The organism is Salegentibacter salarius, assembly GCF_900168265.1.
GTDB classification, from domain to species: Bacteria; Bacteroidota; Bacteroidia; order Flavobacteriales; family Flavobacteriaceae; genus Salegentibacter; species Salegentibacter salarius.
This window is the reverse complement of the sequence record NZ_FVZF01000003.1, coordinates 173,103-197,036: the sequence shown is the minus strand read 5'-3', so window position 1 is coordinate 197,036 and position 23,934 is coordinate 173,103. Positions and strand designations below refer to the sequence as shown.

At 37.2% G+C, this 23,934-nt stretch carries 26 protein-coding genes; 6 read left to right on the top strand and 20 right to left on the bottom strand.

Going from position 1 to position 23,934, the window contains the following annotated elements; translation table 11 throughout:
* From B5440_RS03480 to B5440_RS03445, 8 genes are all read right to left on the bottom strand, one after another.
* The coding region (locus B5440_RS03480; protein WP_200805506.1) for a transposase at positions 1-270 on the bottom strand (270 nt) is incomplete at its 3' end.
* Positions 271-547: 277 nt separating this feature from the next.
* A complete protein-coding gene (gene arfB / locus B5440_RS03475) occupies positions 548-949 on the bottom strand; it encodes an alternative ribosome rescue aminoacyl-tRNA hydrolase ArfB (RefSeq protein ID WP_070054593.1) in 402 nt (133 codons plus the stop codon).
* A 6-nt stretch (positions 950-955) separates the two neighbouring features.
* A complete protein-coding gene (locus tag B5440_RS03470) occupies positions 956-2,509 on the bottom strand; it encodes a DUF4301 family protein (protein ID WP_070054592.1) in 1,554 nt (517 codons plus the stop codon).
* Between the two features lie 2 nt (positions 2,510-2,511).
* Positions 2,512-3,078 (bottom strand): AAA family ATPase, encoded by a 567-nt coding sequence (locus B5440_RS03465; protein ID WP_070054591.1) that lies wholly within the window; start codon positions 3,076-3,078, stop codon positions 2,512-2,514.
* Positions 3,039-3,671: a nicotinamide riboside transporter PnuC gene (gene pnuC, locus B5440_RS03460; RefSeq protein WP_070054590.1), complete on the bottom strand. Its 633-nt coding sequence runs from the start codon at positions 3,669-3,671 to the stop codon at positions 3,039-3,041. The genes B5440_RS03465 and pnuC overlap by 40 nt, the downstream gene beginning before the upstream one ends.
* Positions 3,655-3,915, bottom strand: coding sequence for a YkoF family thiamine/hydroxymethylpyrimidine-binding protein (locus B5440_RS03455; RefSeq protein ID WP_070054589.1), 261 nt, complete (start codon positions 3,913-3,915; stop codon positions 3,655-3,657). Before B5440_RS03455 ends, pnuC begins: the two co-directional genes overlap by 17 nt.
* Before the next feature lie 274 nt (positions 3,916-4,189).
* The gene (locus B5440_RS03450) at positions 4,190-4,882 is read right to left on the bottom strand and encodes a phosphoglycerol geranylgeranyltransferase (protein WP_070054588.1); all 693 of its coding nucleotides are present in this window, start codon (positions 4,880-4,882) and stop codon (positions 4,190-4,192) included.
* Positions 4,882-5,529, bottom strand: coding sequence for a 4'-phosphopantetheinyl transferase family protein (locus tag B5440_RS03445; protein ID WP_070054587.1), 648 nt, complete (start codon positions 5,527-5,529; stop codon positions 4,882-4,884). The genes B5440_RS03450 and B5440_RS03445 overlap by 1 nt, the downstream gene beginning before the upstream one ends.
* A gap of 67 nt (positions 5,530-5,596) precedes the next feature.
* Here B5440_RS03445 and ahcY point away from each other — a divergent pair, with 67 nt between their 5' ends.
* Positions 5,597-6,913, top strand: coding sequence for an adenosylhomocysteinase (gene ahcY / locus B5440_RS03440; RefSeq protein ID WP_070054608.1), 1,317 nt, complete (start codon positions 5,597-5,599; stop codon positions 6,911-6,913).
* A 261-nt stretch (positions 6,914-7,174) separates the two neighbouring features.
* Here the strand turns inward: ahcY and B5440_RS03435 are convergent, their stop codons facing one another.
* The 4 genes from B5440_RS03435 to B5440_RS03420 all read right to left on the bottom strand — a co-directional run bounded on the left by B5440_RS03435 (position 7,175) and on the right by B5440_RS03420 (position 8,980).
* The gene (locus B5440_RS03435; RefSeq protein WP_070054586.1) at positions 7,175-7,522 is read right to left on the bottom strand and encodes a putative signal transducing protein; all 348 of its coding nucleotides are present in this window, start codon (positions 7,520-7,522) and stop codon (positions 7,175-7,177) included.
* Between the two features lie 110 nt (positions 7,523-7,632).
* Positions 7,633-7,893 (bottom strand): 50S ribosomal protein L27, encoded by a 261-nt coding sequence (rpmA, locus tag B5440_RS03430; RefSeq protein ID WP_037317616.1) that lies wholly within the window; start codon positions 7,891-7,893, stop codon positions 7,633-7,635.
* Between the two features lie 28 nt (positions 7,894-7,921).
* Positions 7,922-8,413, bottom strand: a complete 492-nt coding sequence (rplU, locus tag B5440_RS03425; RefSeq protein ID WP_057482831.1) for a 50S ribosomal protein L21 — start codon at positions 8,411-8,413, stop codon at positions 7,922-7,924.
* Positions 8,414-8,515: 102 nt separating this feature from the next.
* On the bottom strand, positions 8,516-8,980 hold the full coding sequence (locus B5440_RS03420; protein ID WP_070054585.1) for a DUF4199 domain-containing protein: 465 nt from the start codon (positions 8,978-8,980) through the stop codon (positions 8,516-8,518).
* Between the two features lie 203 nt (positions 8,981-9,183).
* On the opposite strand from B5440_RS03420, the gene B5440_RS03415 reads away from it, so the two are divergent.
* Positions 9,184-10,497 (top strand): M16 family metallopeptidase, encoded by a 1,314-nt coding sequence (locus B5440_RS03415; protein WP_100970638.1) that lies wholly within the window; start codon positions 9,184-9,186, stop codon positions 10,495-10,497.
* 17 nt (positions 10,498-10,514) lie between these two features.
* A complete protein-coding gene (locus tag B5440_RS03410) occupies positions 10,515-12,575 on the top strand; it encodes a M16 family metallopeptidase (RefSeq protein WP_070054584.1) in 2,061 nt (686 codons plus the stop codon).
* Between the two features lie 503 nt (positions 12,576-13,078).
* On the opposite strand, the gene B5440_RS03400 is transcribed toward B5440_RS03410, so the two are convergent.
* The 5 genes from B5440_RS03400 to mutY all read right to left on the bottom strand — a co-directional run bounded on the left by B5440_RS03400 (position 13,079) and on the right by mutY (position 17,908).
* A complete protein-coding gene (locus B5440_RS03400) occupies positions 13,079-13,984 on the bottom strand; it encodes a DMT family transporter (RefSeq protein ID WP_070054582.1) in 906 nt (301 codons plus the stop codon).
* A 265-nt stretch (positions 13,985-14,249) separates the two neighbouring features.
* The gene (gene gldD, locus B5440_RS03395; protein WP_070054581.1) at positions 14,250-14,813 is read right to left on the bottom strand and encodes a gliding motility lipoprotein GldD; all 564 of its coding nucleotides are present in this window, start codon (positions 14,811-14,813) and stop codon (positions 14,250-14,252) included.
* Positions 14,814-14,927: 114 nt separating this feature from the next.
* Positions 14,928-16,256: a gliding motility-associated protein GldE gene (locus B5440_RS03390; protein ID WP_070054580.1), complete on the bottom strand. Its 1,329-nt coding sequence runs from the start codon at positions 16,254-16,256 to the stop codon at positions 14,928-14,930.
* 21 nt (positions 16,257-16,277) lie between these two features.
* Positions 16,278-16,748, bottom strand: a complete 471-nt coding sequence (locus tag B5440_RS03385) for a single-stranded DNA-binding protein (RefSeq protein WP_070054579.1) — start codon at positions 16,746-16,748, stop codon at positions 16,278-16,280.
* Between the two features lie 104 nt (positions 16,749-16,852).
* Positions 16,853-17,908 (bottom strand): A/G-specific adenine glycosylase, encoded by a 1,056-nt coding sequence (gene mutY, locus B5440_RS03380; RefSeq protein WP_070054578.1) that lies wholly within the window; start codon positions 17,906-17,908, stop codon positions 16,853-16,855.
* A gap of 126 nt (positions 17,909-18,034) precedes the next feature.
* On the opposite strand from mutY, the gene B5440_RS03375 reads away from it, so the two are divergent.
* From B5440_RS03375 to B5440_RS03365, 3 genes are all read left to right on the top strand, one after another.
* Positions 18,035-18,343 (top strand): HU family DNA-binding protein, encoded by a 309-nt coding sequence (locus B5440_RS03375; protein ID WP_255351554.1) that lies wholly within the window; start codon positions 18,035-18,037, stop codon positions 18,341-18,343.
* A 307-nt stretch (positions 18,344-18,650) separates the two neighbouring features.
* The gene (locus B5440_RS03370) at positions 18,651-20,189 is read left to right on the top strand and encodes an Rne/Rng family ribonuclease (protein WP_070054577.1); all 1,539 of its coding nucleotides are present in this window, start codon (positions 18,651-18,653) and stop codon (positions 20,187-20,189) included.
* A gap of 189 nt (positions 20,190-20,378) precedes the next feature.
* A complete protein-coding gene (locus tag B5440_RS03365) occupies positions 20,379-20,804 on the top strand; it encodes a regulatory protein RecX (RefSeq protein WP_070054606.1) in 426 nt (141 codons plus the stop codon).
* A gap of 222 nt (positions 20,805-21,026) precedes the next feature.
* Here B5440_RS03365 and B5440_RS03360 read toward each other — a convergent pair whose 3' ends face one another.
* The 3 genes from B5440_RS03360 to bioB are packed head-to-tail and all read right to left on the bottom strand — an operon-like array spanning position 21,027 to position 23,880.
* Positions 21,027-21,908 (bottom strand): cupin-like domain-containing protein, encoded by an 882-nt coding sequence (locus B5440_RS03360; RefSeq protein ID WP_070054576.1) that lies wholly within the window; start codon positions 21,906-21,908, stop codon positions 21,027-21,029.
* Positions 21,905-22,774: a cupin-like domain-containing protein gene (locus B5440_RS03355; RefSeq protein WP_070054575.1), complete on the bottom strand. Its 870-nt coding sequence runs from the start codon at positions 22,772-22,774 to the stop codon at positions 21,905-21,907. Before B5440_RS03355 ends, B5440_RS03360 begins: the two co-directional genes overlap by 4 nt.
* A gap of 14 nt (positions 22,775-22,788) precedes the next feature.
* On the bottom strand, positions 22,789-23,880 hold the full coding sequence (gene bioB / locus B5440_RS03350) for a biotin synthase BioB (protein WP_070054574.1): 1,092 nt from the start codon (positions 23,878-23,880) through the stop codon (positions 22,789-22,791).
* Positions 23,881-23,934 lie beyond the last annotated feature (54 nt).

Below are 23,934 nucleotides of genomic sequence, written 5' to 3'. Positions count from 1 at the left end.
AATGTTCTCCTGAAGGGCCTGCTCAATTTTACGAGAGGAATACATATTGCGAAGGTACGCATAGATGGTCACCTTGAGCAACATCCGGGGATGGTAACTGGAGGTACCTCCTCCTTTATAACTTCGCTCCAGGTCAGCGATGTCGATTTGATCAATAATCGTATTGACGATCCTAACGGGATGATGGGCAGGGACCAGATCATCATAACTGGGAGGTAAAAGACTTAACTGCGACTGGTCATAGGTCTTAAATACTGCTTTGGCTTTCATTACATGAAAATACTAAAAACCAGAAAATAATACAACAAAAAAGGCTGCCTTTTCAGACAGCCTATTTCTCCGAAAATCTAAATTATACAACAGTATCTTAAGCTGCTATATTTAATATTAATTTAGCGATTAATACACATAAAAAATTATACCAGTAAAACGCTGGTTTTTTAAGCATTTGAAAATAAACACCTTAAGAAATTTTATATCTGCAACCACTTCAATAGCTATAAAAAGAAGGGTGTTTTTTCCACACTTGTGTAGAAAAACACCTCACTTATTTTAAAGGATCGTTTCTTCTTACTTTTTTTTCTGCGTTGATCTTCTTCGTTTTTAGGCGTTTTAATTTTGCCGCTTTACTGGGCTTAGTTTTCTTTCTCGGTTTAGGCTTTTTAATATTTTCTCTAAGGAGTTCAAAAAACTTAGCTATTACAAGTGCCTTGTTTTTATGCTGACTTCTGCTTTCTTCACTCTGTAATATTAAGAAATGATCTTTGGTAAGCCGGGAAGCCAGCTTTTTGAGTATACGCGACTTTTCTTCTTCTGAAAGCCCTTCTGAAGCTTCCACATCAAAATAAAGTTCAACCTTAGAAGATGTTTTATTAACGTGTTGACCACCGGCACCCGAACTGCGCACGGCTTTAAAACTAAGTTCCCGTGTTATTTGCGCTTCATCCAAAACTAATTATTTGGGTTGGTGAGAAGGTTTTAAAATATCGGCAACGGTTTTTACCGGGTTAAAAGTCTCCACCGGAACTTCTACAAATACAGTATTCCAATAGGCCATCCCACCGTTCCATAAACCTGGTCGTTCTAATGCTTTTAGAGATTTACCATCTTTGGTTTTATCAGCAATGAAACTCATATTTCCGTCTACGTATTGATTGAGATCAAAACTTTCCCCTTTGTGATTTTTTAGACTACAGGCAATATCTACAGGATTAAAGTGTGTAGAATTATTAAGAATTTCTAATTGCTCTGAATTGTTTTTATCTATTTGTGCGCCTTCAATTATTTGCAACGAGATTTCGCCATCTTCATTTTTAACCAGAAATGGGCCTCCTCCCGGTTCGCCTTCATTTTTAACCATTCCGCAAACCCTTAGCGGGCGGTCTAGTTTTTTACATAGATATTCGGTTTTTTCTTCGCCTGTAAATTTAGCAAAGGAAGAAGTGATCTTTACAAAAAGTTCATCTTCTAGAAATCCTGCGATCTCATCAAGTTTTGTTTCAGAATTATTCCCGGCATTTAGAGCCTTCATATATTCAAAAACCTGCTCCTGTAGTGTGATCAGCTTTCCTCCAAGCATTCTCTTCATCTCCACTACTTTTGGAAGATTGGTAGCAACAACCACATTATCTATATTTTTAATAAAAATAAGATCGGCTTCCTGTTGATTAAGGTTCTCTATTAAAGCACCATGGCCACCAGGTCTAAAAAACATTCTATCGTTTTCATCCCTAAATGGTTTATTTTCCTCATCTACCGCAATAGTATCGGTTTTGGGATCCTGATACGAGTAAGAGATTTCGAATTTAGTTTGGGTAGCTTCTTCTACTCTTTCTTTGATATTTTCAAACTCATCTTCAAACTTTTCTTTATCACCTTCAGCAACCGTAAAATGCAACTTGGTTACACCATTTATAGAAAGATATTTTGCTGCACTATGTAAGTGTTCTTCGAAAGCAGTCGCGGTAAAATCGTTATAAGAATGAAAAGGAACCAATCCCTTTGGTAAATCGCTTAAACCAAGTCCGTTTTCATACAACATGGTCTTTACCAAAATTAGTTGCTGTTCGTCATTAGATTTATTTGAAAAATCAGGATTGTTGTCTTTTGCTTTTTTGTAGGCTTCCTCGTAAAATGGCAGCTTTTCTATTTCTTCAAAAAACAACTGTAGGTTTTTGTTTTCCTTTTTATCTAAATAATCCCTTAAGCTTGCCTTTTCAGGATCAAATTCATTTGCGAAATTGTGGAATGCTTTAAACATTCTTGTTGCCGCACCAGAAGCAGGAACAAATTTCAAAAGATTCAGCTGTTCCTTTTTATCTTCAAAAGTTTGAATAAACTTCTTTTGATCTTCAACATTATAAGCAAATATCCCGTCACCCAGGGTTGCTGCTTGCTGGATATCTACTTTTATATTTCCTCTTTCAAATATTTGAATTTGTCTTTCAACTTCTTGAGTTGATAATCCTTTTTCTTCAATCTGCAAAATGTCTATTTCGCTAAACTCCACGTCTATTTATTTTTTAAAAGTTTGTCTATTTCCTCTATTGCAATATTAAAACGATCTATAAGATCGCCTTTTAAAACTACATAAGGCTTTTGATGTTTTATGAGCTCTTCTTCAAAGCGTTTGAACATCCCTTTCCGGTCCTCGGGTTTATCCCGAAGATCATCAGGGGTCCAGGGAACGTCAATATACGTTAAAAAGTACAAATCGTATTGATTGTTTAACGCATGTTTAAGAAGTTGAGGGTCGCAATAACCATTGTAATAAGCTTCAGAATAGACTTTTAGCTCCAAAAGGTTGGTGTCGCTAATTAGGAGAATATTAGCTTTTTCGGCCAACACATTTTCACGTTTCATTTGGCCTTCAGCAATAGGAATCATGTCTTTTGGCTCACAAATCTTTTTTTCCTTATCCCATTTTTCCTGAAGATATTCCCGCATATATTCTTCTACCCAAAAAGTATCATAATGATTAGCCAGCATTTTCGCCAGGCTGGTTTTTCCGGTAGATTCAGGTCCAAATAGAACTACTTTTATGAGGGACGAAGGTCGTTGCGCAAGTTTTTCTGCCATGCTTTATAGCCGTAAATAGCGATTATAGTAAATACAAAATATTGAAGTGCCGTTAAGGTAAGGCCTTTATAGAAATAAAGCGGAACCGAAATGATATCTCCAATAATCCAAAATATCCAGTTTTCAATTTTTCTTTTAGCCATTTGCCACATTCCCACAAAGAAAATTGCCGTGGTAAAGGTATCTACGTAGGCGGTCCAGTTAGTCCATTTATCAAAATACTCATAAACAGCGAACACAAAAAGTAAGGTCGCGATAAAAATAAATAGGCTCTGCCAGTTCTCCTTTTTGGTGGTATTGGTAATAGGTGTGAAATGCTCAGCATCAACTTTTCGCGTCCAAACATACCAACCGTAGATACTCATAGAGAAATAATAAGCATTAATCATCATATCGCCCAGAAGCTCCCATTGCCAAAGCAGGTAAACAAAGATCATGGTACTTATAATCCCGGTGGGATAAACCAGAATGTTGTTTTGCTTGGAATAGAGTACCGAAAGAAAGCCAAAGATTACCGCAATTACTTCAAGGATGATAAATAAAGTTGGATACCCGTAATACTGATCAAAGAAAAAATCAAAAATCGGCTGCATAGTCGCTTCGGTCAGATTTTACAATTTTCATATAAATGAGTCCGCGGTCTATGGTCTCAAAAGCATCTTTTATTTCTGAATTCAATAAATTCATCACCTCATCATAATCTCCATAAACCTGGGTACTTAGCGGATTCTCTTTTACTGTTAAGCCTGAAGCTCGCATTTTTTTGATGAAATTGATAATTTTTGGTTCAAAATCGTCCTGCAACGGACTTAATGTTAATTCTACTGAAATTTTCATTTTTATATAATTTAGGCCACGAATGCACGAATAATAATTCAAACCATCGCAAGCCAAATTTAAAGATTTGAAATTAGTATTGTTATGACTCCCACTAACAATTTGTGAACCTGTACCTTTTGGGATTACCACAAATTAGATTCTGAAATAAATTCAGAATGACGTTTACTCGATAATCGAGATTAAATGCTCCGTTCCGAAGCATCGGGATACCTCGAAATCAAATTATATTTTCCAATAATAATGCTTCGTGAGCTTGCTCCGAAGTTGTTTACTAATTTTCAAATTGCGTTCCCATAACAATCATATCAGCACCGGCTTTATAGGCTTTTTCCTGTTGTTCTAAACTTCGAATTCCGCCACCTATAACCAAAGGAATAGAAACCGCTTTCTTTACTTCAGTAATAATTTCTTCGGAAACCGGAAAATTAGCTCCACTACCCGCTTCAAGATAAATTAGTTTTTTTCCCGAAAATTCTCCCGCCAATGCTGTATTTACAATAGTCTCTACCTGGCATTGTGAAATTGGTTTGGTGCCGCTTACCCGCTGTACCGCACATTCCTTTCCGCCATCTATCAAAATATAGGCAGTTGGGATAATTTCCAGTTTACTATTTTTTAATTTATCTACAGATTTCACCTGTTGCTCAATTAAATATTCCGGGTTTCTTCCGGAAAGCAAACTTAGAAATAGCAATGCATCTGCAGTTTCGGTAATTTGAGAGTAATCGCCGGGGAATAAGATCACTGGCAGATCAGTCTCCGTTTTTATTGATTTTACCGTTTTTTCGGTCTTTAATTTTGCTACGGTACTGCCGCCCACAAAAATATGAGTTGTTTCTTTTGGAATCTTTTGAAGGTAAGCTGCTGCTTCAGCTTCATTAAACTTATCGGGATCTATTAAAATGGCGAGCAGCTTTTTCCCGTTTGCCGCAGCCTGGGAAATTTCAGCATAAAAATTCCGCATTAATTTCGGGCTTTTTTAGGATCGTCCCATCCGTAAACACAGGTAAAGCCTTCAAATTCCAGGAATTTCATTTCGTAGAAAGATTCCTTTCCCTTAAAGTTAACTTTGGCTGTAGTTTCAGCATCATCAAAATCGAAGTCGGTTACATTAATGTGCTGCAAAAATCCAAGTCCGGGTTCGGCATACATTTTATAGATGGATTCCTTGGCGCCCCAAACAATAGTGAGTTTTCTTATTAAAGCTTCTTCATTTGCCACGGTATGATATTCGCTAAGTGGCGTGAATTTATTGGCGATTTTGAGAATTTTATCACGTCGCTTTTCAATATCTATCCCCACTTTTTCATCACTTAGAATTATCGCGGTAAAATTAAAAGAATGCGTTATAGAAATGTTTTTTCCGTTTTTTAAATGCGGTTTTCCTAAATCGTCATAAAACAAATCATGATCTACATAACCGGCTTCGGCCATTAAATGACGAATACTCATAAAACCGCGACGGTGAATTTCCGATTTCATTCCGTTTACGCGGTTTTTACAATGTTCGGTTAATTCTATCCCTTCGCTTAACTCTTTAAACGGTTCTTCTACCTTCCAAATGAAGACTTTAGTGTGCGGGTTTACTGTTATTGTTTTGTAAAGTGGCATGTAGGTTTGTTAAAGATTCCTTATTTTTGCGCAAGAAAAAAAATTGCTAATATTCAAATATAATAATATGTCGACTAAAACAGTGCCGCATACCGCTTATAAAGTTAAGGATATTTCCCTGGCCGACTGGGGAAGAAAAGAAATTGAACTTGCCGAATCTGAGATGCCAGGTCTAATGGCACTTCGCGAAGAATACAAGAACGAACAACCACTAAAAGGAGCCAGAATTGCAGGATGTCTTCACATGACCGTGCAAACCGCTGTGCTTATAGAAACCCTGGTTTCTCTTGGCGCAGATGTTACCTGGAGCTCTTGTAATATTTTCTCTACACAAGATCACGCTGCCGCTGCAATTGCTGCTGCAGGAATCCCGGTTTATGCCTGGAAAGGAATGACCGAAGAGGAATTTAACTGGTGTATAGAACAAACTTTATTTTTTGGCGAAGAACGCGAACCATTGAATATGATTCTTGACGATGGTGGCGATCTTACCAATATGGTTTTTGATAAATACCCGGAACTTGCTGAAGGTATCCGTGGACTTTCAGAAGAAACCACAACCGGTGTTCATAGACTTTATGAAAGAATGAAAAACGGAACTTTGGTAATTCCGGCAATTAACGTAAACGATTCGGTTACCAAATCTAAATTCGACAACAAATATGGATGTCGCGAAAGTGCTGTTGATGCCATTCGCCGTGCAACCGATATTATGCTTGCCGGAAAACGTGTAGTAGTTTGTGGTTATGGAGATGTTGGTAAAGGTACCGCTGCTTCATTTAAAGGCGCCGGATCTATTGTGACTGTTACTGAAATTGATCCTATTTGCGCATTACAAGCTGCAATGGACGGTTTTGAAGTAAAAAAATTAGAAACTGTTTTACCTAAGGCTGATATTGTAATTACCACTACCGGAAACAAAGATATCGTTAGAGGTGAGCATTTTGAAGCGATGAAAGACAAAACCATCGTTTGTAATATAGGGCATTTTGACAACGAAATTGATGTTGCCTGGCTGAACAACAATCACGGTGATTCTAAAGATGAAATCAAGCCACAGGTTGATAAATATACCATAGACGGAAAAGACATTATTCTTTTAGCCGAAGGGCGATTGGTAAACCTTGGTTGCGCCACTGGCCACCCAAGTTTTGTAATGAGTAACTCTTTTACCAACCAGACCTTAGCGCAAATTGAACTTTGGAAAAATTCTGATAAGTATAAAAATGAAGTTTATATGCTTCCGAAGCATTTAGACGAAAAAGTTGCCAAACTTCACCTTGAAAAAATTGGAGTAGAATTAACTGAACTTAAAGATTATCAGGCTAAATATATTGGGGTGGAAGTAAAAGGCCCATACAAGCCGGAGTACTATAGATACTAATAATGTCATTTCCGCACTTCGACTATGCTCAGCATAAACTGCGGCGGAAATCTCTTTTTATAAAATCAGACCTTACAGGTTTCCAAAACCTGTGAGGTCTTTTTATTTAGTAAAATACATCGGAGCAAGCTCTTGAGGCATTCATTAGGAACATTGTTTAATTTTCGAAGCAAGCCCTGGAGTATTTAAATTTCGATTATCGAGTAAACGTCATCCTGAACTTGTTTCAGGATCTAAGCAAGTTTTAAACAAAAATCATTTCTAATTCCCCCTCATAAACCAGATGAAGAAAATAATAGCAACAAGCACTACGAGCGCGGCAAGTAACACGAACACCCATTTCCCCACCTGAGGTTTTCTCCTTTCCGGTTTCGAAATATTATGAGACTGGCCTAAAAAACCACTTCTTTTAATAATTTCGGTAGCTCTCTCTCTTTCACTTTCCTCAACTTCTATTCGCATCCCATCGTTTCCCAGTCCTCCAATGTTCGCTGCGTTATCCATAGCTTCACCGTGGGTTCTGTAATTGATGTTCTCATCGTCAAAAAGGTTTTTGAGGATAGCAAGTTCATGACGGTCTGATGTGCGAAAAACATCTATATAGTTCATAATATAAATCTTTAAGTCTAATTTAAAGATACAAAAAAACCCCTTCCGAAATTCGGAAGGGGTTTTTATATAATTCTAGAAGTTCTTTTCCCTTTTGAGGGCGAGAAACTCTATGCTTCAAACGGTTCTATAGAAACGTAAGATTTATTGTTCTTTGTTTTAGAGAATTTTACAAGACCGTCAACTTTAGCGTGTAAAGTATGATCTTTTCCTGCATACACATTCTCACCTGGATTGTGCGCAGTTCCTCTTTGTCTAACAATGATGTTTCCTGCTACGGCAGCCTGACCGCCAAAGATCTTCACACCTAAGCGTTTCGATTCTGACTCTCTACCGTTCTTGGAACTACCGACTCCTTTTTTGTGTGCCATTTTACTTTAGTTTTAAGTAGATTAATATTTAACTTAAAGCTTCAATTAATTCAGCTTTCTTCATAGAAGAATAGCCTTCAAGACCTTTCTCCTTAGCCATCTCTTTCAATTCAGCTACGGTGTACTGATTTAAATCTTCAGATTTTTTATCAGATTTGGTTTCTTTAGGTGCTTCCTCTTTTTTAGCTGAAGCAGCTTTTTTTCCACCTTTTACATCGATGCTTTCAATTACGATCTCGGTTAAAGCCTGACGGTGACCGTTTTTCTTCTTGTAACCTTTACGTCTTTTCTTTTTGAAAACGATTACTTTGTCTCCTTTAAGGTGACGGGTGATTTTTGCTCCTACAAGAGCACCATCTATAGCCGGGGCGCCTAGGTTTATGTTGTCTCCGTCGCCGGTAAGAAGAACTTTGTCAAAAGAAACGCTGTCTCCTTCTTCTCCGCTTAGACGGTTAACAAACACCTTCTGGTCTTTTGCAACTTTAAATTGCTGCCCTGCTATCTCTACAATTGCATACATAGTGTTGTGATTAATTAATTTATGCTAAAAATTACACTTACTTTTTTCGCAAGCGGGTGCAAATATACTTCTAATTAATTAATTCACAAAGCCTAAAAAGATTTAATAGGTGTGTTGCTGACCTTCCTTGGTATTCCAGGAATCTTTAAACAGTTGCATATATGCTAAAGTAAGCACAAGGCTGGTAGCAAAACCCATTACAGCTACTACAAATAGCACAATACCTATCTCTGTACCATAATCTGTGCGCCACATATTTATAAGATTACCCAGGAAATCTGGGTTTAGTTCTGTAGAATAAAAAGCAAAGAATATGGTAAACACAATAGTCGCGTTAAACCCGGTAAGCAGGCTCGCCATAAAACCTTTTTGATATTTAAACTTTGCTCCCTTAGAATTTCGGTAAGCTTTTAAGGCTAACCACATTCCTGCTGCCATAATCACCCCGTTAAACAAACTAAACAATGGGTAGATATGCACATTGAAAAGCGATAATATCAAAAAATAAGCAATTAGCCCTACTGCGATTAAAAGTCCATATTTAATTGGAACACTAAAATTCTTCATAGCTGTGGTTGGTATTTTTATTTAGTAAATTTCTAAAAAATGTGTCGGTTTTTAGCTTAATAGCTTGTTAATTTTGACACTTTTCGCACAATTACAATAATTTCTTCATTTTCCTGAAACTATCTTGTAACAAAATACGACTTTCAATTACTAATCCATTGCATTAATGAAAAATCTATTTAAAAATGATTAAAAACTTAAAGATGGCTGCCCTTGCATTAGTTTGTAGCGCAGCAGGAATTGCCCAGGAGGTAGAATTTACCGAATACAACCTGGACAACGGATTACACGTTATTTTACACCAGGACAACACTGCGCCAGTAGCTACTGTTGGAGTGATGTACCACGTAGGTGCTAAAGATGAAGAAACAGGCCGCTCTGGCTTTGCCCACTTCTTTGAACACCTTTTATTTGAAGGTACCGAGAACATTGAACGCGGAAAATGGTTTGATATCGTTGCCGCTAATGGTGGTAGCAACAATGCCAACACCACGCAAGATCGTACTTATTATTACGAGACTTTTCCTTCTAACAACCTTGAACTAGGTTTATGGATGGAGTCTGAAAGAATGCTTCACCCGGTTATCAACGAGGTAGGTGTAGAAACTCAGAATGAGGTTGTAAAAGAAGAAAAGCGCTCTCGTATTGACAACGCTCCTTATGGGAAGATCATTTATTCTACCGGTATCAACAAATATGTTTTTGATAAGCATCCTTACAAAAACTCTGTAATAGGCACCATGGAAGACCTTGATGCTGCAGAGCTAGATGAATTCAAAGCTTTCTTTGATAAATATTACGGACCAAACAACGCTACTTTAGTTGTTGCCGGTGATATTGAAATTGATGAAACTAAAGAAATGATCGAGAAGTATTTCGCTGAAATTCCTGAAGGAAATGAAGTAGAAAGAGTTTCTATTAAAGAAGAACCAATTACTGAAACTATTACAGCTACAGAATACGACAGTAACATTCAAATTCCTGCAAAGTTATTTGTTTACCGCACGCCTTCTATGGTAGAAAAAGATGCCTATATCCTTGATATGATCTCTTCTATTCTTACTGACGGAAAAAGCTCCAGAATGTACAAGAAAATGGTAGACGAAGAAAAAACCGCGCTTCAGGTATTAGCTTTCCCAAGATCTCAGGAAGATTACGGAACTTATGTTATGGGCGCTCTTGCTTTAGGAGAAACTCCATTAGATACTTTAGCCGCTTCAATGGATGAAGAGATTGACAAACTTCAAAACGAGTTGATTTCAGAAAAAGAATATCAAAAACTTCAGAATAAATTTGAGAACCGTTTTGTGAATTCCAACAGCAGCATACAAGGTATAGCTTCTTCTTTGGCATCTTACAACGTTCTTTATGGGGATACAGATTTAATTAACGAAGAGATTGAAATCTACAGAAACATCACCAGAGAGGATATTAAAAGAGTTGCTAACGAATATCTTAACGAAAATCAACGTTTAGAATTAGATTACCTTCCAGAAAGCGAAAAGGAAAAGGAATAACATAAAATATATATAGAATGAAATTTAATATAATCACATTATTTATAGCTTGCTTTTTGACCACAGCGGCAATTGCGCAGGTAGACCGTTCTAAACAACCGGAACCAGGTCCAGCTCCAAAGATCAATCTTGGCCAGCCAGATGAATTTACTTTAAATAACGGCTTAAAAGTTCTAGTAGTAGAGAACCACAAACTGCCAAGAGTTTCTGCTTCCTTAATTATAGACAACAAACCTCACGCCGAAGAAAAACCTGCTACTGCTGCTTTGGTTTCTTCTTTATTGGGTACAGGAACCGAGAATATGTCTAAGGACGATTTTAACGAAGAAATAGACTTTCTAGGAGCCAATGTTAATTTTGGATCAGAAAGCGTTTATGCTAGCTCACTTTCTAAGTTTTTCCCTAGAGTTATGGAACTTATGGCTGAAGGAGCTTTAAAACCAAAATTCACCCAGGAAGAATTTGAAGCTGAAAAGAACAAACAAATTGAGAGCTTAAAATCTATCAATAAAGATGTAGGTTCTATCGCCAGCCGTGTAAGTGCTGCTCTAGCCTATGGAGCTAACCACCCTTACGGAGAGTTTGCCACGGTAGAAAATACTGAAAAAGTTTCCCTGGAAGACGTAAAAGGTTTTTACAAGAATTACTTCAAACCTGCGAATGCTTACCTTGTTGTAGTTGGAGATGTAAAGACTTCTGATGTAAAAAAACTTGCTGAGAAAAATTTTGGAAGCTGGGAAGCCGGTGCCCCAACAGCGCAAGAGCTACCTCAAGTAGCTAACGTGAATGAAACACAGATCAACTTAGTTGATATGCCAAACGCGGTTCAGAGTGAGTTAAGGCTTCAAAATACCATAGATTTAAAAATGGCAGATGAAGATTACTTCCCTGTATTGGTGGCAAATCAAATTCTTGGTGGTAGTTTTGGAAGTTACTTAAATATGAACCTTCGTGAAGACAAAGGTTATACTTACGGAGCGAGAACAAGCACAGGGGCAGACAAGTATGCTTCAAGATTTGTTGCACAGGCAAGCGTTAGAAACGCGGTAACCGATAGCGCAATTGTAGAATCTTTAAAAGAGATTAGAAGAATTAAAACCGAGCCTGTAGATGCTGAAATGCTGGAAAACGCTAAAAGCAAATTCGCCGGTGATTTCGTATTAAGGTTAGAACAACCTTCTACCATCGCTAATTATGCGCTTAATATCAAAACGAACGATCTTGAGGATGATTTTTACGAAACTTTCCTTGAAAAAATAAATGCAGTTACTGCAGATGATATTCAACGTGTAGCCAACAAATATTATCAAACCGATAATATGAGAATTGTAGTTGCAGGTAAAGCTTCAGAAATTGCTGAAAACCTTGAAAAAGTTGAATTTAACGGGAAAACAATTCCGGTTAAATATTACAACAAACTTGGTGAGGAAGTTGAAAAACCAAAAGCTAAAGAAGTTGACGCCTCAGTTACCGTAGAAAAAGTTTACGAAAATTATATTGAAGCTGTTGGCGGACGTGATGCTGTTGAAGATGTGGAAAGTGTAGTTATGAAAGCCGAAGCTAGTGTACAGGGAATGGCCCTAAACCTAACCCTAAAGAGAACTATGGATAATAAGTTAAACCAGGAAGTTTCTGTTGGCGGTAATGTTATGAGCAAACAAGTACTTAATGATGATTCCGGATTTATGGTAGTACAAGGTCAAAAGATCCCTTACAACGAAGATCAAATTAAAACCGCTAAAATAGATGCTAATCCATTCCCAGAACTTCAGGTTGGAGATGCAACTTTAGAAGGAATTGAAACTGTTGAAGGTACAGATGCTTATGTTGTTGCACTTAACGATAACTACAAAGCTTACTACAACGTAGAAAGTGGTTTAAAAATGCAAACGGTAAAAACCGTATCCCAGGCCGGACAAACAATGTCTATTCCTACAGGATACAGCGATTACCAGGAAGTAAAAGGAGTTAAATTCCCTTTTAAAATGACTCAGGCTGCGGGCCCACAAACATTTGAATTTGATGTTACTGAAATCCTTGTTAATGAAGGAGTTTCAGCTGAAGATTTTCAAGAATAGTGATTTTTTATTAATGTTAGAGAGAACCGGCCAGCAATGGTCGGTTCTTTTATTTTAAACCCAAATCTATATTGTATGGAAGTTGAAACCAATAAACATCTTCTACCATCTTATTTTAAAATTATTTCTTTTGTAATTACTGGATTATCATTAATTTCTGCGATAATAAGCTTTAATGAACAACTAAACCTGGATCCCAATATCTTCTTACCGCTTGGGAAATACTTCTTCCTGTTAGCGCTGGCAGTTTTTTTCATTTTCAAAAGAAAAAAATGAGAAAAAATATTTTAATCAACTTAGGTTAAAATGTCTGATCCCAGCTATAATTTTCGCCAATATCTTCTTTCTTTTCGAAACTTTTATGGAGTTATTTAAATCGGTTGAGCATCGCGAATTTATGTCTGCCTTTGAGGTTTTATTGATCTTCCATGTCTATTATTTAGTTTCCTTTTACTATTACAAAAACAAGCAGAAGAAAGCACAAAAAACTGTTTAGGTTTAGATCAGGTAGCCTGTTTTCTAAACTTAGAAAACACCTTTTTAGATCGGTTTACAATAAATACTCCTATTAAGATTACAAAAGCTGAAATTAACTGCCAGGTACTAAAAACCTCACCATCTAAAATTCCCCAACCTAAAGCGACTACCGGAATAGTATAGGTTACAGAAGTAGTAAAAACCGGGTCTGAGATCTGCACCAGTTTATTAAAAATAATCATTGCCACTCCGGTTCCAATCACCCCTAAAACAGCAACATAACCTATAGATTGCTGCAGTACGATATTAGAAAGATCGTGTTCAAAGAATCCCGAAAAATATAAAATTACCAAAGTAGGCAATAATAAAACGGTGAAACTTCCAGCTGCAATTGCCAGCGGACTAATATCACTCATATGGGTTTTAAGAATATTTACATTCATCGCATAACAAGAGGCAGCGATAATTACTAAAAGTGAATAAAGATAATTCTGATCTGGATTAATACTGGCACCGCTCAAAATTAAGCCAGCAGTTCCCAAAAGGCCAATAACAACTCCCAATATTTTGTTCTGATTAAATACCGCCTTAAAAAATAACGCTCCAAAAATAAGTGTCATTAAAGGTGTTGCTGCATTTAAAATTGAAGCAATAGCGCTGTCAATTTCGGTTTCCGCAAAAGAGAAAAGATAAACAGGAAAGAAGTTTCCCAGCAAGCCCGAGATCACCATCCATTTCCATTGCCTCTTCTTGATCTTCATGATAGATCTAAAACCAATAAGAATAAGAAAAACAGCGGCAAAAATTATTCGGAAGGACCCAACTTCTATAGCCGATAATCCTACCAGTCCTTTTTTAATAAGAATAAAAGAACTTCCCCAAACAATAGAAAGAATAACCAGGTAAACCCACTTTAATTTCTCTAAAGGCATATTTCTCGATTTTTAAGCTGCAAAAGTCGGTAATCCTTTAGAGCTGAAAAGAAAAGTGAAGATTATTTTTAACCCAATTTCATTAAAAGGGCATGGTGATTCTGTTTTAGCATTTAAAAAGAGAAAAATATTTAGGCTCAACTTAGACCTCCGAATAAATTCCGGAGCAGGCTCTGAAACGAGTTCAGGGTGACGATTCAACTTTAACCAGGAATAAATATTGAGAAAGGCTCCTCTAATTCAAATTTCTCACCCAGTTTGAAGTTTAATTTTTCCAGCGGAAAGTTTCAATCATATGCTTCATATCCTTTTTCAGGTAATCAGCTGCGGGAATAATTGAATCGTAGTTGGGTTTGGTTCTAAAATAGGCTGAAGCCGTCACAAAGTGATTTACACTATCGGTTAGGTAAAACTGTGCCTGGGAAGCCGCATCGCCAGAGACTTCATAAAACATCCCATAGACATCCTGAATCTCATTAGTATAAACATCACCTTCAATAGCATCGGCCTTTATAGTATGCTGTAAAGGGAGTTTTTGCGCATCGGCTAACAAAGAATCCAGGTTATTATTAATTGGCTGATAAGTTATAAATATAGTTCCGTTAAGTTCGTTGTATTCCAGGTCTATCCAACAAGGAATATTATTTCGGGAAGCTTTAATTTCGGCCAGGGTATTGATTTCAAAATTATAAGGGCAATTAAAACTTGTGGCTTCGTATTTGGCTTCAGGATAATTGAGAGATAAAAAGGCGCGCGGTTTGGGTGTTGCAGCATCTTCCCCGCAACCCATAAGCATCAACAATACTAAGATAAATGCATATCTTCTCATTTATTTATAATTTTAACTTCAAGGTGTCGATTTTTGAAAAACTTATCATCGAAGCCCCTTTATGTCCCCCATTTTTGCGTCTAGTATCAGGCTGGTTTCATACCGTCAAACCTTCTACACTTCTACCGCAGAGATGTTTAATTTTATCTGCTTAAGACGTTTATTGTCCAAAACTTCTACCGTAAAACTATAATTCAAGAAATAGATCACATCGTTTCTCTTCGGAAATCCTCCTGAAATTTCTAAGAGAAATCCAGCAAGAGTATCGGCCTCGCCTTTTCGTTCTTCGAAAGCCAGAGGATCTTCAATTTTCACGATTCGGTAGAAATCTTTCAGAGGAGTTTTTCCTTCGAAAACATAAGTGTTTTCATCTAATTTTGAATAAACCAGGTCTTCATCATCAAACTCATCACTAATATCTCCTACAATTTCTTCAATAATATCTTCCAGAGAGATCAATCCGCTGGTACCGCCATATTCGTCTACCACAATTGCCAGGTGATTCTTTTTAGTCTTAAAATCATTCAGCAAATCGTCTAGCTTTTTATTTTCGGGAACAAAATAAGGCTCCCTAAGCAAGTTTGTCCAGTCAAAATCTTTTTCGTCAAGAAATGGCAGCAAATCCTTAACGTATAAAATACCAATTACATTGTCAATATTTTCCCGGTAAACCGGAATCCTGGAGTAACCTCTATCTATAATTTCAGAAATAATTTCTTTATACGTCTGGCTTTCATTTAAAGCAAAAATGTCCATCCTGGGGCGCATTACCTGCTTGGTATCGGTATTCCCAAAAGAAACAATACCCTGCAATATCTTTTGCTCTTCCTGGGTGGTATCTTCTTCACTGGTAAGCTCTAAAGCCTGCGACAAATGATCTATACTTATAAATGACCGCTGCTTCCCAAGACGATTGTGCATAAATATAGTTACCGCACGCATTGGCGCACTTAAAGGAGTAAAAATGGTATCCAGGAAATTTAAGGGACGAGCCATAAAATTAGAGAATAGCACGTTGTTTCTACTGGCATAAACCTTCGGTAGAATCTCTCCAAAAAGAAGAATTATAAATGTCACTACCCCAACTTCAATAAGAAACTTAAAGTTTATACCGTAAAAGACTGTATTCATCCCGCCAAAAAGTTCATCGGCAAGATTATCAAATAATAGTACAATGGCTATATTGATAAAATTATTGGCCACAAGAATAGTAGCCAGCAACTTTTTAGGCTTATCTAATAGATCTACCACAATTTGTTGCGCCTTGCTACGCTTCCCGTCTTCAGCAATTACATCGGCGGGTGTTAACGAAAAAAATGCTACTTCAGCCCCAGAAATTAAGGCTGAACAAAATAAAAGCAGCAATAAAACTAAATAGCTAAATAGCTGCGTAAAATCAAAAGCGGCCCAAAACAAAAATAAACTGGGAGGTTCTGAATCCAAATGATGGAGTTTTAATTAAACTTAGAAAGGCAAATCGTCTTCCTCTTCTTCTTTTGCCATAGATTGATTGGCAAAATTATCATTTTTAGGCGTGTTTTGTTGATTTTGAGCCGGGGAATTTTGCTGCTGCATATTTCCGCCTCCTTCGCTTTCTCCTTTTGGAGTTAAAAAGGTAAACTCTGTACACTGTATTTCGGTGGTGTAACGATCATTTCCCTGGTCGTCCTGCCATTTACGGGTTTTAATTCTACCCTCAATATAAACCTTATCACCTTTTTTAAGATATTTTTCGCAAACTTCAGCAGCCTTGTTACGCACCACTATATTATGCCACTCGGTATTGGTAACACGCTCGTTGGTAGTACGATTGGTATAAGTTTCGTTGGTAGCCAGCGGAAATCGCCCAATAGCGCCACCGCCTTCAAAATAATGCATTTTCACGTCGTCTCCCGTATGCCCAATCAGCATTACTTTGTTTAATGTACCTGTCATCTTAATTAAATTATTTTTAGCCAAAAAAGGCTGTTTATTTACACCCTAAAATACTGAAAAATTTATTGCTAAGTAAAGCTAAATTCCATAAAACTTTAAACAATTTATAAGGAATAGGTTTCCAGTGCGGTTTCTTCAAGGAAATTAGCAATTAAAACCGGCACAGGGTAATCTTTCACATTCTTTACAGGAATTCCCTCTTCTCCTACACTTTCAGCTTTTACCCACCAAAAATGTGTATAAATATGCTGATGTGAAAGCTTATGTATCACGGGTTTTTTATTATGAAGCTGCAGCGATAGTTCCTGAACACCAAGAATTTCGTTTATTTTTTCTTCGGAAGGAAAAGCGCCTTCGCTTACCGGTTTTTCGGTTTCAATTAATGGAAATTCATACAATCCGTTCCAAATTCCCTTTCCCGTTCTTTGCTGAAGCAGGGTTTTATTTTCTTCAGAATAAACCACCAAGTAATTAAAGTAGCGTTTTTTCACTTTAGTTTTCTTCAGCTTAACCGGTAAGTCTTTAATTTTATTCTTCTGCAAGGCCAAACAACCTGAACTTAAAGGACAACTTTCACAAAGTGGGTTCCGGGGTTTGCACTGCAACGCACCAAATTCCATTAAAGCCTGGTTAAAACTGGACGGATCTTTTTCATCCAACAATTCCGAAGCCAGGGTCTTGAATTCCTTGATGCCAGGTGTTGAATTTATTGCTGTTTCCACATCAAAAAATCGAGATAAAACACGATAAACATTACCATCTACTACCGCAACAGGTTCATTATAACAAATGGAAGCAATAGCGGCGGCGGTATAATCGCCCACACCTTTTAGCTTTTTGAGTTCTTTATAAGTAGCGGGAAAAACGCCATTTAGCTCTTCAGCTACATATTTAGCGCTTTCATGAAGATTTCTGGCGCGAGAATAATAACCCAAACCCTGCCATAGTTTTAGCACTTTTTCCTGCGGAGCTGCAGCAAGATCAAAAACACTGGGAAATGCAGATATAAAACGCTGATAATAGGGTAAACCCTGCTCTATTCTGGTTTGCTGAAGCATAATTTCACTCAGCCAAATATGATAGGGATCGCTGGTTTTGCGCCAGGGCAATTCGCGTTTATTTTTTAAATACCAATCAATCAATACTTTAGAGAAAACCATACACAAAATAGACTTGGTGCAATATTAAAAGTTTATTCCGTTATTATTTAATGAATTAGGCTTGAAATATTGTAGATTTAATTCTTATATTTGCGCCCTTGAAAAATATAGAAATCCCAATTTATAATATTAAATAGTACGAAAATGACGAAAGCAGATATTGTAGCAAACATTTCAGAAAAATTAGGAATGGAAAAAGGTGATGTCCAGGCTACTATTGAAACCTTCATGGATGAGGTTAAAACTTCATTAGAAAGTGGAGATAACGTATATTTAAGAGGATTTGGAAGCTTTGTTGTAAAAACAAGAGCCGAAAAAACCGGAAGAAATATCTCTAAAAACACAACTATTAAAATCCCTGCACACAACATTCCGGCTTTTAAACCGGCCAAAATATTTGTTGAAGGGGTAAAAACTAACGTAGAAGTTAAGTAATTTGAAACCTTAATAAGTTTCACAGAAAATAATTTATTAATTAAAAAGGAACACTATGCCAAGTGGTAAAAAAAGAAAAAGACATAAGGTAGCTACGCATAAGCGTAAAAAAAGAAATAGAGCTAACCGCCACAAGAAAAAGTAGTTTTCATACTACTTTTTTTGTTTAAAACGTTCATTGAAATTGAAACCCAGCTTATTACCTAACAAGTTTAGGGTTTCTTCAGGATTAAAAACCCTGTGATAAAATAATGTTTAATCCATCTGTAACTGCTTAGGCAGCTATAGATATAAATCTAAATAGAGTGTGGACAAAGAATTAATTATCAGGTCCGGAACCTCTGCTGTAGATTTTGCCTTACAAAAAGATGGAAAACTTATTGAACTCAACAAAGAAGAAGACAGCAACAAATTTAATGTTGGTGATATATTTATCGCCAAAATTAGAAAAGCTGTACCCGGGTTAAATGCCGCATTTGTAAATGTTGGCTACGAGAAGGATGGTTTTTTACACTATCACGATCTCGGCCCCCAGGTATCTTCCATGCTTAAGTTCATAAAACGTGTAAGCACAGGTAAATTAAAAGATTATTCCTTAAAGAATTTTACATTCGAAAAGGATATTGACAAAGACGGGGTAATTACCGATGTCTTAAAGTCAAATCAGTCGCTACTGGTTCAGGTTGTTAAAGAACCTATTTCTACCAAAGGCCCCAGAATAAGCTCAGAGCTTTCTATTGCGGGTCGCTATATAGTACTGGTACCTTTTTCTAATCGTATTTCAGTTTCACAAAAAATTGAAAGTAAAGAAGAAAAAGACCGGTTAAAAAGATTGGTAAAAAGCATTAAACCCAAAGGTTTTGGGATTATTGTTAGAACCGTAGCCGAAGGCAAAAAAGTAGCAGAGCTGGACAGAGACCTTCAAAATTTGATGGGTCGCTGGACAGGAATGTGCAAAAAGATGTATAAGCCGCATCACCCCTCTAAAGTACTGGGAGAATTAAACAGGGCTTCTTCCCTGTTAAGAGACATTTTTAATGACTCTTTTACTTCTATTATTGTAGACGATGAGACGCTTTATACACAAATTAAAGACTATGTGGGCGAAATCGCCCCGAGTAAAGAATCGATTGTTAAATTATATCAATCTAATGTTCCAATTTTTGAAAAACACGGTATCGAAAGACAAATAAAAACTTCATTTGGGCGTACCGTCTCTATGAGTAAAGGCGCCTACCTGGTAATAGAACATACCGAAGCTATGCACGTTATAGACGTAAATAGCGGTAATCGTTCTAACAAATCCAGAAACCAGGAAGATACTGCATTAGAGGTGAACATGATTAGTGCCACAGAAATAGCCCGGCAATTGCGTTTACGTGATATGGGCGGCATAATCGTGGTAGACTTCATAGACATGGGCAAAGCTGAAAACCGCAAAACCCTGTTTGATCACCTTAGAAACGAAATGAGTGACGACCGTGCGAAACATAAGATTTTGCCACCGAGTAAATTCGGGTTGATACAAATTACAAGACAACGAGTAAGGCCGGAAATGAATATTAAAACCCGCGAGGACAATCCTAACGGCGATGGTGAAATTGAAGCACCAATACTTTTAATAAACAAAATGAAAACCGACCTGGAAAAACTCATTAAGAAAGATCACAAAAAGATCACCTTGAGTGCGCACCCATTTATTGCAGCCTTTTTAACCAAAGGCTTTCCATCTCCCCGCTCGCAATGGTTTTTAGACCATAAGCGATGGGTGAAAATTTTACCTAGAGACGCTTACACGTACATGGAATATCATTTTCACGATAAAGAAGGAAATGAAATCCTTTAAATACTAAAACGCCTTTCGTTAATTCGGAAGGCGTTTTTTTATGTCTAAATTTGAAAGTTCTCCGGTATAAAATTTAAATTTCTCAACTTAAAAAGATTAATTTTGAAACTTAAATTCTGAATTCTCCAATTTTTAATCTTGAAAGAACCCCAGGAATCTTATACCGTCAAAGAAGCGACCATCAAACTGATGCAGTTCTGTGCGTACCGTGATCGTTCCCATAAAGAAGTTGAAGAAAAGCTTCGCGGGATGAATATGATACCCGCCGCGCAAGAGCAGATCATCATTCAGCTGATGCAGGAAGATTTTTTAAATGAAGAACGTTTTGCACGCAGTTTTGTAAGGGGAAAATTCAGGATCAAAAAGTGGGGTAAAATAAAGATCAAACAGGAATTAAAATTCAGGGAAATTTCTGGCCCAATAATAAAAAATGCCCTTACCGAAATAGACCAGCAAAAATATATCTCCACATTATATGAACTGGCAGAGAAGAAACTAAAGCTATTAAAAGAACCCGATAAATTTAAGAAAAAACGAAAGTTAGCCGATTTCCTGCTTCGGAAGGGCTACGAAAGTAATTTGGTGTACGAAGTAGCAAATGAGCTCTTAGAATAGTTTTTACATGCCTTCATACCATTCAGACTCTTCATCGAGAGCGAAGAAACGAGCGCGGCGATCTTTTGTGGGGATTGGGAAGAGTGAAAAGTGAAGAGTGAAGAGTGAAAAGTTAATAGAGTTTAGTGAATTCGTGGCTACTAGGCACGCAACCAAAAATGTATTCTACATAAAAAATGAAACTTCCACCTTGCTTAAAACTGGAAATGAACTCTAATTTATTTAGACCTTATTCTTCTTATGCGTTCGTTTTACCGCTTCCTCATTTTTATAATCTATCCACTTCTGCCCCTTTAGTTTACGCATATAGTTATCAAAATTACGCATCACTACCAGGTTATAAACTGCTTTAGAAAAATTGGTAAGCGTTCTTGGCGTTGCCCTTAAACTCATAGAAAAACCAGGCGTTAAGTAGGTCATTTGGTGCCAGTAACCTTCAGGCATATATAATGCTTCACCATGTTTTAATTCAGTCACATAGCCTTTAGCTTTTTTAAGAACCGGGAATTTTTCAAAATCGGGGTTATTGAAATCTATATCTTCCCGGGAAATAAGAGCGTGAGGGACTTTATATAAATATTTGCCTTCAGAAGGCGGATAAATTATACAGCGTTTTTTTCCGTGGAAATGAAAATGAAGAATATTGGCAAAATCAATATCGTAATGCATAAAGACTTTAGAATTCTCCCCGCCAAAGAATAAAGTTGGTAACTGTTTTATTAATCGAAGTCCAAGATCTGGAAACCGAAAATCTTTCTGCAACACAGGAACTTCCTTTAATAAATGATAAAGAAAAATACGGTAATTAGTAGGTTTTGAATTTAGCAGATCTATATAATCTGCCATCTTCATTTCTGTATGCGGCTCGTTAAATTTCTGCTTTGAATTTATAGGGCGATCATCATAGAGCGGCACTATTTTTTCACCGGCGACCTCGCGAATATAATCTAAATTCCATTTTTGCATAGCCGGCCAATCGTCTACTAAATGCTCTATAACCACAGGTTTTTGTGGCCGCACATAATTTTCTAAAAATTCCTTTTTAGAAATAGTCTTAAGCCTTGGTATAGGCTCTAAATGTAAGCTTTCTTCTTTCTCCATCATTCAATTCCAGCACTTCTGTGCGTATTTTCAATCGCTTTTCTATTCTTGTAGTCTATCCAATCCTGGCCCTTAATCTTACGCATTAAATTATCGTAATTTCGGGTAATAATCAAATTTTTGAGCACCTCGGCAATTCGCCCCGGTTTTTGTGGCAAAGACCTTAACGTCATTGATAAACTTGCAGTTTCATACTTTATAAAATGCCACCATTTACTGGGAATATATAAAGCCTCCCCGTGTTTTAGTCTTGTCTCAAAACCTTTTGCATTGGCCAACGCAGGATATTTCTCAAAATCGGGATTATCCATATTTATTATTTCCATACTTACTATGGAATGGGGCACATGATACAAAAATTTAGTTTCTGAAGGCGGATAAAGAATTACTCTTTTTTCGCCTACAAAATTGAAATGGAAATTATTAGCAAGATCCATATCATAATGCATCACCACGCTGCTACCCTCACCCCCAACAAATAAAACTGGTAACTTTTTAAAGAATTTCACGCCAAGATCGGGATACTTAAAATCGTCTATTAACTCCGGACAATTTTGCAATAGATTAAAGAAAAACATCCTAAGATCTGTAGGTCCTTTTTCAAGAATGTCTATGTATTCCCGCATAGGGATTTTCTTTGCCGGGCCGTGAGAACTCTGTCTGCCTTTTGCAGGTTTCCCGTCGTAAAGCGGAACTACAACAACCCCCGCTTTCTCCCTGAAATAATCAAAATCCCATTTTTTAGTAGCCGGCCAGTCGGCAGAAAGTTCTTCGAAAACAACCGGTTTTTCGGGAATAAAATAGTCTTTCAAAAATTCTTCTTTTGAAAGCGTTTTAACCCGCGGTATGTCTTGCAGATTCAGTTTCAAATTGAATTCCTTTTTTACGCCTTGGCTTTTGGCTTTTGTTGCGCCTCTAAATTACGCTCAATTTTATGACCGGGTCTAGACCATTTTGGCTTTTCACCTAAATTCTGGTATTGAGATTCTTCAGCTGAAACACTTTTAGGCTGTTCTTTTTTCTCAAATGCTTTTTGCGGATTCAAACCTAAAGATCTAAATAATTCCATATCCTCGTTTACATCGGGATTTGGCGTGGTAAGCAATTTATCTCCGGCAAATATCGAATTTGCTCCGGCAAAGAAACACATCGCCTGTCCTTCCCTGCTCATTTGCGTTCTTCCGGCAGAGAGTCTAACCTGGGTTTCAGGCATGACAATTCTGGCAGTAGCGACCATTCTTACCATTTCCCAGATAGAAACCGGTTCCTGCTCTTCCATAGGCGTTCCTTCAACAGGAACTAAAGCATTAATCGGTACAGATTCTGGCTGCGGACTTAAGGTTGAAAGGGCTACAAGCATTCCTGCCCTGTCATCTACACTTTCTCCCATTCCGATAATTCCGCCGCTACATACGGTAACATTGGTTTTTCTAACATTCCCGATGGTATCCAGTCTATCCTGGTAACCACGGGTAGAAATCACTTCTTTATAATATTCTTCTGACGAATCTAAATTATGGTTATAAGCATACAAACCGGCTTCAGCAAGTCGCTGCGCCTGATTTTCGGTAATCATTCCTAGTGTACAGCAAACTTCCATATCCAGTTTATTAATGGTTCTTACCATTTCCAAAACCGAATCGAACTCCTTACCGTCCTTTACGTTTCTCCAGGCTGCACCCATACAAACCCGCGAACTTCCCGACTCTTTAGCACGCAGCGCCTGAGCTTTCACCTGGTTCACGCTCATAAGATCGTTTCCTTCAACATTGGTATGGTATCTAGCTGCCTGTGGGCAATATCCGCAATCTTCCGGGCAACCGCCGGTTTTTATAGAAAGCAAAGTTGAAACCTGAACGGTGTTAGGATCGTGATTTTTCCTATGCACAGTGGCCGCTTCGTAAAGCAACTCCATTAAAGGTTTATTATATATCTCGAGAATTTCTTCTTTTGTCCAGTTATGTCTTGTGACCATAAAAAATAGATTTGAAATCAAAAATAAATAAAACTGCGCTTTAATAGGCCTTCC